The 11,243-nt window shown below is 68.4% G+C and carries 12 protein-coding genes; 1 reads left to right on the top strand and 11 read right to left on the bottom strand.

All coding sequences use genetic code 11. From position 1 onward, the window contains the following. Window positions 1-97: 97 nt before the first annotated feature. A complete protein-coding gene (locus ACTU3I_RS04280) occupies window positions 98-796 on the top strand; it encodes a TetR/AcrR family transcriptional regulator (protein WP_442924394.1) in 699 nt (232 codons plus the stop codon). Between the two features lie 21 nt (window positions 797-817). Here the strand turns inward: ACTU3I_RS04280 and ACTU3I_RS04275 are convergent, their stop codons facing one another. The 11 genes from ACTU3I_RS04275 to ACTU3I_RS04225 form a co-directional block, all read right to left on the bottom strand. Next, window positions 818-1,318, bottom strand: a complete 501-nt coding sequence (locus tag ACTU3I_RS04275; RefSeq protein WP_442924393.1) for a nuclear transport factor 2 family protein — start codon at window positions 1,316-1,318, stop codon at window positions 818-820. A 43-nt stretch (window positions 1,319-1,361) separates the two neighbouring features. Beyond that, window positions 1,362-2,189 carry an HpcH/HpaI aldolase/citrate lyase family protein gene (locus tag ACTU3I_RS04270; RefSeq protein ID WP_442924392.1) on the bottom strand — a complete coding sequence of 276 codons (828 nt, stop codon included), beginning with the start codon at window positions 2,187-2,189 and terminating at the stop codon, window positions 1,362-1,364. After that, window positions 2,189-2,980 (bottom strand): hypothetical protein, encoded by a 792-nt coding sequence (locus ACTU3I_RS04265; protein ID WP_442924391.1) that lies wholly within the window; start codon window positions 2,978-2,980, stop codon window positions 2,189-2,191. Before ACTU3I_RS04265 ends, ACTU3I_RS04270 begins: the two co-directional genes overlap by 1 nt. Further along, window positions 2,977-4,215: a cytochrome P450 gene (locus ACTU3I_RS04260; RefSeq protein ID WP_442924390.1), complete on the bottom strand. Its 1,239-nt coding sequence runs from the start codon at window positions 4,213-4,215 to the stop codon at window positions 2,977-2,979. The genes ACTU3I_RS04265 and ACTU3I_RS04260 overlap by 4 nt, the downstream gene beginning before the upstream one ends. A gap of 14 nt (window positions 4,216-4,229) precedes the next feature. Then, window positions 4,230-4,706 carry a nuclear transport factor 2 family protein gene (locus ACTU3I_RS04255; RefSeq protein WP_442924389.1) on the bottom strand — a complete coding sequence of 159 codons (477 nt, stop codon included), beginning with the start codon at window positions 4,704-4,706 and terminating at the stop codon, window positions 4,230-4,232. Window positions 4,707-4,733: 27 nt separating this feature from the next. Next, window positions 4,734-5,288: a hypothetical protein gene (locus tag ACTU3I_RS04250; RefSeq protein WP_442924388.1), complete on the bottom strand. Its 555-nt coding sequence runs from the start codon at window positions 5,286-5,288 to the stop codon at window positions 4,734-4,736. 73 nt (window positions 5,289-5,361) lie between these two features. Further along, complete coding sequence (locus ACTU3I_RS04245; RefSeq protein WP_442924387.1) at window positions 5,362-6,219, bottom strand: enoyl-CoA hydratase/isomerase family protein; 858 nt, start codon at window positions 6,217-6,219, stop codon at window positions 5,362-5,364. Further along, window positions 6,216-6,929: an enoyl-CoA hydratase/isomerase family protein gene (locus tag ACTU3I_RS04240; protein WP_442924386.1), complete on the bottom strand. Its 714-nt coding sequence runs from the start codon at window positions 6,927-6,929 to the stop codon at window positions 6,216-6,218. The genes ACTU3I_RS04245 and ACTU3I_RS04240 overlap by 4 nt, the downstream gene beginning before the upstream one ends. Beyond that, window positions 6,926-7,831, bottom strand: a complete 906-nt coding sequence (locus ACTU3I_RS04235) for an enoyl-CoA hydratase/isomerase family protein (protein WP_442924385.1) — start codon at window positions 7,829-7,831, stop codon at window positions 6,926-6,928. The genes ACTU3I_RS04240 and ACTU3I_RS04235 overlap by 4 nt, the downstream gene beginning before the upstream one ends. Next, window positions 7,828-9,054 (bottom strand): CaiB/BaiF CoA transferase family protein, encoded by a 1,227-nt coding sequence (locus ACTU3I_RS04230; RefSeq protein WP_442924384.1) that lies wholly within the window; start codon window positions 9,052-9,054, stop codon window positions 7,828-7,830. Before ACTU3I_RS04230 ends, ACTU3I_RS04235 begins: the two co-directional genes overlap by 4 nt. Then, window positions 9,051-11,228, bottom strand: coding sequence for an acetate--CoA ligase family protein (locus ACTU3I_RS04225; RefSeq protein WP_442924383.1), 2,178 nt, complete (start codon window positions 11,226-11,228; stop codon window positions 9,051-9,053). Before ACTU3I_RS04225 ends, ACTU3I_RS04230 begins: the two co-directional genes overlap by 4 nt. Window positions 11,229-11,243 lie beyond the last annotated feature (15 nt).

Here is an 11,243-nt window from a genome sequence, read left to right as displayed (position 1 = left end):
CGTGAGTACTACTGTAAACCTTACTATATCCCTTTCGTGCCAAAATGGGACACCTGCCGACGCGGATGCAGGCGACCCGGCGGGCGAGGAGATGCAGATGTCGAGCGAGAAGACCCGCGTGCGACGCCAGCGAGGTTCGCTGAGCGCCGAGGAGATCCTCGACGGCGCTTTCGCCGTGGCTGCCACGACGGGGCTGGACGGCCTGAGCATGCCCGGCCTCGCCGCTCACCTGGGTGTCGGCGTGACGAGCCTCTACTGGTACTTCCGCAAGAAAGACGACCTGCTGCGCGCAATGAACGACCGAGCGGTCCACACGCTGCATGAGTCGCTGCCCGAACCGCGCGGGCCGGAGGGCTGGAGGGCCTTTCTTCACGACTATTTCAGCCGCATGCGAGAGCTCTACCGCTCCGACGATGTCCTCATCGACCTCTCCCTGGTGCGGATCGACTCGTACTCCCTGCACTCGACGCACTACCTCTACCAGAAGCACGAGGCCATCATCGAGATGCTCGTGCGGGCAGGGTTCGGTCTGAAAGGGGCGTGGACCGCGTTCGGAACGCCCTACGCCTTCACCCGCGGGATGGTGATCGGCGAGCGCGCTCAGCGCCTGAACAACTCGCCCATCCTCGACGAGCGACAGAGCCGCCTCATCGTACCCGAGACCATGCCGCGCCTCGCCCAGCTCATCGAGCAGGAGAACGTGATGCTCGCGATGGTCTCGGCCGACGACTTCTTGGCCGGCCTCGCCCTCATCCTCGATGGCCTGGAACGACTGCGCAACGCGCCCGCCGACTGAATCCGTGTTGCGCGGATCGCGTCAGCCGAGGAGCCAGGCCGCGTCCTGATACGAGCGGTCCTCGCGCGAGCGGATGTAGGACTCCCCGATCACGACGTCGGGCTGACGCTCCTCCCAGACGAAGTCGCGCCGGTAGTGACGGTGGTCGATCGCCCAGCGTCCGTCCCGCGTCGAGAGCCGGTCGAGATAGCGTCCATGCACGTGGCGCACGACGTACCCCGTGTCGTCGCGCCGAATGAGGTTGGCCTCGACGTACGTCTCGCTCGTCGCCCGGTTCCCCGCGAGGTGAATCGTGACGTTGGACATCTGGTGATGGCTGGTGACCAGGGTGCGGTTGTAGTCGTTGAGCCACACGATGAGGTCGCGGCCAGACCCTTGGAAGATGTCGGGGCCGTAATCGCCGGTGGCGTCATCATGGAAGATCTCGAAGCCGATCTCGTCGTCGACCCGATCCATCGCCCGGAAGTACTTCGTCAGCACCTCCATGATCTCCGCCTTCGCCAGCAGTTCGTCCACGCTCATGGCATCTCCTTGATCCGAGGTCGACGCGAGCAATCGCGCTCCCTCAACGGACGATCGGGCGGTCCCCGTCGTCTTCCAGCACGCGAAGCGCGCGCTCCAGCACGGGCCGATCGACCATGGCCCCGTCTACCTGCGCCGCCGCGCCGTCCCCCGCCGCGGCGACCACACGCCGCGCCCAGGCTCGCTCTTCGTCATCGGGCAGGAACGCCGCAGACACCGGTCCCACTTGCGCGGGATGGATGCAGAGCTTCGCGCCGTATCCGTGCGCGCGAGCACGAGCGGCATCCCGTCCTGCCGCCGCGCCGTCGCCGATCCCGGTGGTGACGCTCGCCACGGGGGCGGGAAGGGCCGCGAGACGAGACGCGAGGACGACCTCGAACGCCGCGATGTCCAGCGCGGGCGAGCCCGGAGCGAGGTCGAGATCGAGCGCGAGATCGACGGTCCCGAGTGCGAGACGATCCGCGGAGAGCGCGATCTCTCGCGCCGCGGCGATGCCCGCAGCGGTCTCCACGAGGGCGAGAACGGCGGTCCCTGCCGGCACGGCCTCCCTGACCGCGCGAAGCTGCGCGGCGGACTCGGCCTTCGGAACGATGACCCCGCTCAGACCGGGCGCGCCGGCAACGGCGGCAAGATCGGAACCGGCCTCCCCGGGGCCGCTCCCGATTCTGACGGCCGCGAGGCCGTCCCCCGACAACCATGCGGCAGCCTCCGCACGGGCCGAGTCCTTGTCGCCGGCGGCGACGGCGTCTTCGAGATCGACGATGACGACATCCGCACCGGCCGCCGCGGCCTTTCCGAAACGATCGGGGCGGTTTCCGGGGACGAAGAGGAACGTTCGCGCACGCGCGACAGCGGACAGGCAACGCGTCATCAGGACAGATCTCCGCGCGCGACCCGGTGCCCCGCCCCGTCCAGCACGGCGACGTCCGCGTCGGAGGGCACACCGACGCGCAGACGCTGGGCGCCGTAGGCGGGGCGAAGCAGCCGGTAGGCGAACTGCTTCCCGCGCAGGTCGTCTCCTCGAGCATGGAGAGCCTCTGCCATGAGGATCACATGCAGCGGGCCGTGCACGACGAGATCGGGATGACCCTCCGTGCGCGCGTACGCCGCGTCGTAATGGATGCGGTGCGCGTTCGCGGTGACGGCGGAGAACAAGAAAAGGGTGACGGGATCCACTTCGAACTCTCGGGCGTCGTCGAGCTCCTCCCCCGCCGCCGGGGCGGCGGCCGCTGAGGGGGAACCGCCCGCTGCGGCGTCCCAGGGACGGTAGACGAGGTCGTGCTCGTCGGACACGACGATCTCCCCGCGCTGCTCGAACTCATGGCGCACGGTGACGAACGTCAAGCGGCCGCTCCGACCGTCCTTCGTCGTGGTGGAGACCACGGTCGATCGGCGGCGCGCCGGCTCTCCGATCTGCAGGAGGCCGACGTGCGTAGCCCGACCGCCCGCGAACATGCGGCGATGCGGCTCCGCAGGAGGGATCGGGACTCCGCCCAGCGGATGGCCGTCGAGGCCGAGCGCGGCGCGGGGCCAGCGCTCCACCAGCTGTGCGAGATGCCACATGGGAGGGAGCACATCGGCAGGAGGATCCACCCCCAGAATCCCCGCGACGCGCTCCGCCTGAGCGGGGTCGATGCGCCCCTCGACGGAGGCTGCGGTCACAGCACGACGCGCATCTCGCGCGGCGCGCGGAACTTGACGCCCTCCTCCGTCGGCTCGAATCCGTCGGCCAGCCGCATGTCGGGGAAGCGGTCGAGCATCGCGTTGAGCCCGATCTCCAGCTCGGCTTTCGCCAGTTGCGCTCCGGCGCAGCCATGGATCCCGAACCCGAAGGCGAAGTGCTCGCCGGAGCCCATGAACGCCTTGCCGAACGAGAAGTCCGTGCGCCACGGGTCGAACGTTTCGGCATCGGCGAACCGGCGCTCGTCCCGGTTCGCCGACGCCATGACCAGATGGACGAGCGACCCGGCGGGGATCGGAACCCCCGCCACCTCGACATCCTCCGACAGCACCCGGCCGTTCATCTGCGACGGCGGAGTGACACGGAGTGTTTCGGCGAGCACCGGAAGAACGAGCGAGCGGTCGTCGCGGACCGCCTCCCACCGACTGCGGTCGCTCAGGAGATGCCGCAGCACGCTTCCGAATGTCTTGTCCGTCGTCTCCGAGCCGGCGTTCAGGAGTTGCGTGGTGTGCGTCGCGACCTCCTCGTCGGAGAGCCGCTCCCCTTCGAACTCTGCCGCCGCCAGGGTCGAGATGAGGTCGGTCCCCGGATTCGCGCGCCTCTCCTGGATGATCGGGGCGAGGTACTCTCGCAGTTCCACGCGCGCTTGGATCCCCGATGAGTGCACGTCCGGGTCGTTCTCGAGATTCGCCAGGAAGGCGATCATCCGGTTGTACCACCCGAGGAACATCGCCTCGTCCTCCCGGGGGAGCTCGAGCATCGCCATCATCACCGACACCGGCAGATGGTGGGCGAACCGCGGGAGCATGTCGACCTCCATGCCCGGCTCGAGCGGCTCAAGGAGACCGTCGACCTCCTCCTGCACGCCGCCGTCGAGGATCGCCCTCACATTCCGCTTCACCAGGGGGATCCACGACTCGAGGCCCTCACCGCGGAAATTCGGGCTCACCAGGGCGCGCTTGCGGGCGTGCTCCCGGCCGTGCAGCTGCAGCAGGCTGCGACCGAACACCGGCTCCAGCTGCCACTCGTAGTTGCGGGACGTGAAGGCGGGATGACGATATCCCGCGAGCACGTCGGCATGACGGGTGATCAGATACGACTGAGTGCTCTCGTCGAAGTAGACGGGAGCCTCCTCGCGAAGGACCCGGTAGACCGCGTACGGGTCGGCAGAGCCCTCGGGGGACAGGAGCGGAGGGACGCTGACGGTGGTGACCATGATGGCTCGATCGATCAGAAGGCGGGCAGGAGGGAGATCTCCTCGCCGGCGCTGACGAACCAGCGCGTGACGAGGCGCGTCGCGAAGCGCCAGACGCCGTCCTCGCGGCGCTCATAGCGGTCGTCGTACGTCGCGGACACGAGGCTGACCCGGCCGTCGTGGTGCTCGCAGATGGCGAAGCAGTCAGACCGTCCGGTCGCGACGTCGTCGCTCTCGAACGTGATGACGTGATTCGTGGTCCAGTGCTTCGTGCTCTTCCACGCTTTGCCGATGACCACCAGCGACTGACGGATGCCGTCGGTGTGATGGAAGTCGCCGCGCCCTCCGGGGATCAAGTACGACGCATCGGGGTGCCACAGCGCGAGGAAGAGCTCCTCCTCGCGCTGGTCGACACCGCGACAGTAGTTCGCGACCAGGTCGCCGATCCGCGTGCGGCTCTCGATTTCGGCGATGCGCTGTTCGAGCGTGGCCGTGACAGCAGGGTTGGTCATCTCGGGAACTCCTTGGTCGCCGGCGGCCTAGCGCAGGCGCTCGGGGTAGTCGTCCGGCAGGTCCTCGGGCGCGAGAGGCTCGATCGTCTTGTCCAGGACGTAGCGGTCCTCGCCGAGGGCCTGCTCGTTCTCGTCGAAGCGCCAGAACACCACCGTGATGCCGGACAGCAGGTAGTGGCGTGCGGAGTCGTCGTCCTCGGCCACGTAGCCCATCGCCTTCGCCACCTTTGCCGGGAGGATCTGGCGGTAGCGGCCGTCGGTGACGATCTCGTGGTCGTCGATCATCAGGCGATCCTTGATCGACTCGATCACATACGAGCCGGTCTCGACCATCTCGTTGTAATTGGCCAGGACCTCGTCCCAGCCCTTGGGTCCGGTGTCACCCGGAACATCCGCGAACACGCCGTACTCGTGGTACTGCGGGTCTGGAGCCAGCGAGTCCATCACGGGGCCGAGATCGGCTTGGACCTCACCCTTGGCGTGGGCCACGACTTTGGCGAGCTGCCGGCGCTGGCGGTCGTTCTGCGCCTTGTGCATGTGCGGCTCGTAGCTGGTATAGGTGAGCGAAGCGTCGAACTTCATCGTCGGATTCTTCCTTTCACAGGGGACGGCTCCGTCCCGAGTCTTGAATTAGATTACGAGGTAAACTAGTTGGTCACAAGTCGGCGCGCGAGACCTCCAGAGCCTTGTCGGCACCGGCGACTCCCACTTCGCGCAGGAAGTTGAACTCGCCCGGCTGGAAGTGGATGTTGCTCAGCGAAGCGGCCACCACGGTCGTGGCCGCGAACGAGAGGTCGACGCCCATCTTCGCGAGCGAGGCGAACACCGCGTACTTCTCGGAGACGATGCCGTCGCGCATGATCGACGCGCACATCTGCGCGAGATCGGCGGAGCGCTCCGCCACCTCGCTCCGGCTGCCCACGACGTCCACCAGTCCGTAGTCCAGCGCCTGCTGGGCGCTCCATGACCGACCGAGGAAGAGCAGATCCTTCGCCCGCTTCAGGCCGACCTCCGCGATCAGCAACGACATGTCGCCGTCGGCGCCCACGTTGCGCCATCTCGGCCCCGCGAAGCGGGCATCGTCCGAGGCCACGACGAGATCCGCGCACAGCGTCAGGTAAAGGCCGGTGTCGAAGCAGTCTCCGGTCGCCTCGACGATCGTGACCTTGCGGCACTTGAGCACGCGCGTGTACATGCCCCGCGGCCCCCACCACAGGTCGGCGAGTGCCGTCAGACGCGCACGCTGACTGGGATGCTTCTTGACCGAGCCGCCGGGCGCGTCGGTGTACATCGACCAGGCGTGCTCGGGGTCCCAGCCGGCTGAGAGATGGTCGCCGGCGCCGCGGATGACCACGGCCTTCAGCTCGTCGTCATCCTCCACGCGGTCGATCGCCGCCACGATCGCCGCGACCATCGCCGGATCGATCATGTTGGATCGCTCCGGCCTGTCGACGGTGATGCGGGCGAGGTGCGCGGCCCGGTCGATGTCCACATGTACGCGCGGATCGCTCATCGTGTCGCCCCTTCGGTCGCGCTCAGGCCGGTCGCATAGAACCCGGCGAGGTCGTACTCCCGCCCCACACCGGATACGTCGAGCACCGGCTGCAGCAGCATCTTCGACATCACGACGCCATCCAGCGGCATACGAGCCACCTCCCGCGCCATCCGCTGCGAAGCCGACGACAGCTGCGCGCGCGGCACCACCTCGTTGACCAGCCCGTACTCGTCTGCGGTCGCCGCGTCGAACGTCGTCCCGCGCACCGTCCAGGCTTTCGCGCGATTCAGACGGATGGTGAGCGCTGCCTGCACGAAGTTCGCCTCCGGCCTGCCGCGGAAGGGTGACCCGAACGTGGCGTCTTCGGAGGCGACCGTGAGATCGGATGCCAGGACGAGGAGGGTGCCCGCGCCCGCGCATACACCGGCGACCTCGGTGATCACCACCTTCTTCGCGAACGTGATCGACTGATACAGCGCCGGGGCCCCGGGGACCTCGCGCTGCCAGCGGGAGAAGATCTCGCGCCGGTCGAGGACGGGCGGTTCGGCGTCCGGAGCGAAGTCGTCGCGCGCACGCAAGACGATCGCCTTGACGAAGTCGTCATCGGCGAGATCGACGACGGCGTCGCGAAGAGCGAGAGTGAACGCGCGATCCCCGCGCGAGAGGGGGGAGAAGTCGTCGACTTCGATGAGGCCGGTCCAGTCAGCGATGCTCGTGTCGATCGTCATGTCCGCTTCCCCGTTCGTGGGTCCGCTGCGCCCTTGCGCTGCTTGTCCTTGTCCAAGGCGCCGCCGACGCCGGCCTCCCGCGCCGTCTTCCAGAAGTCCATCTCGTCGGGGGCGGTCTGCAGGAAGTGCGAGACGAGCAGTCCGGTGATTGACGGGACGCTCGTGTCCATCAACCCCTCCGCCGCACGAATCCGCGCCTTGAGGTACAGCAACTCCTCCGCCGGCCTGCCCGCGACCTCGGCGGCGATCTCGCGCGTCCGGTCGCCCAGCTCGTCGGCGGGCACCGCTTCGACCGCGAGTCCGAGCCGCTGCGCTTCGCGACCGCTCATCGGCATCGCGGTGAACCCCGTGCGACGGGCGGCCTTCATTCCCAGGATGCGGTTGATGTGAACGCTCGCGACCGCGCCCGCCGGCCCGAGGAAGCGCGCCTCGAGCGCGCCGATCCGCGCATCCTCCGCGGCGACGAGGATGTCGACCTTGCACGCGATCATGAAGTAGGCCGCAGCAGCGCAGTATCCGTGCACCTGCGCGATCGTCACCTTCGACGACCGGGACACCGCCTGGCTGAACCCCAGGCGCCCCCACGCCATGTCCGCCCCATATCGGTAGCCGACGTTGAGGGTGCGCCGGCGCTCATGGGGACGACGCTGCCCCCACTCCTCGTTGATCTCGTTCCCGCTGCAGAACGACTTACCGTTGCCGCGGATCACGATCACCTTGACACGGTCATCCGCATCCGCCGCCGCCATCAGGTCGCTGATGCGATCTCGCATCGGAACGCTCATGGCGTTGTGCTTCTCCGGCCGATTGAGCGTGAGCGTCGCGATGCCGGTCTGCTCGTCGAGCTCCCACAGCACCTGCTGCGCGGCTGCGGAGATGCTCTCCGGTGTGCCGTATCTCATGTGTCCTGCCCCTCCCTCTCGGCATCGGGATGCCACACCTGCACGATGCCCGCGGCGATCAGCCGCTCCAGCTCATCGGGGGCGATACCGACGCGCGAAAGCTGATCGGCGGTGTGCTCGCCGAGCTCGGGGGTGGTCTCTCCGACCCGAGCCGGCGTGCCCTCCAGGTGGAAGGGAGTGCCGACGATCTGGATGGGGCCGTGGAAACGGTCCACCTGCTCCACGAGATAGCCGTTCGCCCTGACGTCGGGGTTCCCCGGCAGATCGAGGAACGAATCGACGGCGGCCACCGGCACGTCGTTGCGCTGGAGGATCTCGATCCACTCGTCCCGCCCGCGTGCGCGGAACGCCTCCTCGATCAGGGGCTCCAGCACATCGCGGTTGCGTTCGCGGATCCGGCTCTTACTGAAGCGCTCGTCCTCGGAGAGATGCTCCAGGCCGAGCGCCCTCGAAAGGCCGCCCCACAGCTTCTGATCCGTCGCCGCGATCACGAGCCACCTGCCGTCACCGGCCTCGAACGCGCCGGAGGTCGACGTGACCCGGCCGCCGCCGAGGCGGTTCACCCGCCCCTCCTCGAGTGCGATCGTGATCTCCGCCATGTGGATGCCGATGCCGGCCCCCACGAGCGACGCGTCGACGCGCTGCCCCTCGCCGGTTCGCTCGCGCGAGTACAGCGCGGCCAGCACCGCCATCGCGAGGAACATGCCTCCCGCGGTGTCTGCGAGCCCCCTCGTCGCCAGGCGCGGCTCTCCTGACGGAGAGCGGTTGAAATCGGAGATCCCCGTGATCGCCTGCGCCACCATGTCGAACATCGGCTCGGGGGCGCGAGGCCCGTGCGGCCCGTATCCGGATGCGGCGGCGAAGATCACGCGCGGGTTGACGGCGCGGACGTGGTCGTATCCCAGGCCGAGACGGTCCATCACGCCCGGCCGGAAGTTCTCGATCACGATGTCGACCTCGGCGGCCACCCGGAGAACGCCGTCGCGTCCCTCGGGAGTGGTGATGTCGACCGCCATGGACTTCTTGCCGCGGTTGAGTCCGTGGAAGAACCCCGCGAACCCGCTCGGCGAAACCCGCAGGCGCCGATCCCACTCGCCGCCGGGTCGCTCCACCTTGATCACTTCGGCACCGAGGTCGGCGAAGATGCGCGTGGCGTAGGGCCCCTGCATGAAGCGCGTGAAGTCGAGGACGCGCACCCCCGCGAGGGGACCGGGCGCGCTCACGATTGCGCCTCGCTCGTGGCGATGAGCACATCCAGGCCGTGGATGCCGGCCCCGGTGATCCGCAGCGGGTTCACCTCGAGGGCGTCGAGGGCGGGCCCCAGGGCCAGCGCCGCGCGCGCAACCGCCAGCACGACCTCGGCCAGTGCGTCGATGTCCACGGGAGTGGTGCCCCGGACGCCCTTGAGGAGCGCGGCGCCCTTCAGCTCGTCCAGCATCTCGACGATCTCGGACTTCGCCACCGGCAGCACGCGGAGGCTGCTGTCGTGGAGCACCTCGACCCAGATCCCGCCGAGCCCGACGGTCAGCACGGGACCGAACGTCGGATCCGTGGTGATGCCGATGAGCAGTTCCAGGCCGGGTTCGATCATGGGCGACACGAGGACCCCGCGGATGTCCGCGCCGGGAACGCCCGCGGATGAGGCCGCAACCACCCGCTCGAACGCCGCACGCACGTCGTCGTCGGAGCTCAGCCCCAGCGCGATCCCTCCGACGTCGGACTTGTGCGGAATGTCGCGCGAGCAGACCTTGAGCGCCACAGGGCCGTCGAACTCGCGCGCGGCCACCACCGCCTCATCCGCCGTCGCCGCCAACCGCGCGGGCGCCATCGGCACGCCGAACCTTTCCAGCAGCAGCCGACCCTCGAACTCGTCCCACATCCCGGACCGCGCGCCCTGGACGGCGATGCCGTCGACCGCGGGAACCGGCTCTCGGGCGAGGATGCGTTCGCGCTGGTCGATCCAGTCCATCATGTAGCCGATCGACGACATCGCCAGGTCGACGCCCGGCATGAGGTGCACGCCGTTGTCGTGCAGCAGGGAGCGCGCGTAGTCGGTGATGTCCAGGTTGGTGTTCGAGGAGAAGAGGATCGGCACGGGCGACGCACGCACCATCTCGCCGATGATCCGCATCCGGCTCTCGATGAACGTCGGGTCCTCGGGTCGGGTGGGCGGGAGAGGAGTCATCATCGTGAACATGAAGTCGATGTTCGGATCCTCGACGGCGATCTCCATGAGATCGTCCTCCGCCTTGGTGGGACGAGGACGCGCTCGCGCGTGGCCGAACCCGGTGGTGTCGAGCGGGTTGAGCGTCTGCGCGAAGGGCGGCAGGTGCTCGCTGAGCTTGCCGGAGATCTCTTCGCTCCAGGCCGGAAGGGCCAGGTCGTGCACATGCGCGAGGTCGGCCACCACGTTGCATCCACCGCCGGAGGACGTGACCACTCCCATCCGCCTGCCCTGGGGACGGCGGTCGGAGTACCCGAACAGGCCGACTGTCGACACGAGCTCCTCGAGACTCTCGACGCGGACGATGCCCGCCTGCCGGAATGCGCGGTCGACGACGACGTCGTTGGTGGCCATCGCGCCGGTGTGCGCCATCGCCGCGCGCATCCCCTCTTCGCTGCGCCCGGCCTTGTAGACCACGATCGGCTTGTCGGCTTCCAGTGCGCGTCGGGCGAGGGGGATGAAGCGCTCGGGCTCGCGCACCGTCTCCAGGAAGAGGGCGATGGCCTTGGTCGATTCATCCTCGATGAGGTATTCGAGGACGTCGAGCGTATTGAGAACCGCGGAGTTTCCCAGCGACACCCAGTGGCTGATCCCCACGGCGTGAGCTTGGGCGTACTCGTAGGTGGCACGGCACATCGAGCCGCTCTCGAACACGGCGCTCACCGGCCCGGCAAGCGGCCGACGATGCGAAGCGACGGCCCATGGGGCGATGCCGAGAGTGCCGTTGATGAAGCCGATGGTGTTCGGTCCCATGACGGTGATGCCGAGATGCTGGGCCTGCAGCAGGAGCTCCTCCTGCATGCGCCGCCCCTCCTCGCCCGCCTCGCCGTAGCCGGCGGCGAGCACGACGGCGTTGCGCACGCCCGCAGCCGCGGCGTCCTCGAGGATCTGCGCGACGCGGGCCGGACCCACCATCACGAACGCGAGGTCGACGGGCTCGTCGAGATCGCGCAGCGACGGCACGGTGGAGCGCCCGAAGAGCTCGGGGTACTTCGGGTGGACGTACTCCAGGCGGGCGAGGCCGCCGCCGAGCTCGACGCTGCGCTGCAGATTGATCGCCCAGCTGGAGGTCTCGGATGCTCCGACCACGGCCAGACTGCGGGGCGAGAACAGATCCCGGATCCGCTCCGGGGTCACGAGCTCTCTCCTCGACATGAGTCCGGTGGCCGTCATCGTTCCTCCTGGGGA

The sequence above is a fragment of the Microbacterium sp. RD1 genome, from assembly GCF_052220165.1.
GTDB lineage: Bacteria > Actinomycetota > Actinomycetes > Actinomycetales > Microbacteriaceae > Microbacterium.
The sequence above is the reverse complement of the archived record's forward strand: the minus strand, read 5'-3'. Positions and strand labels throughout refer to the sequence as shown.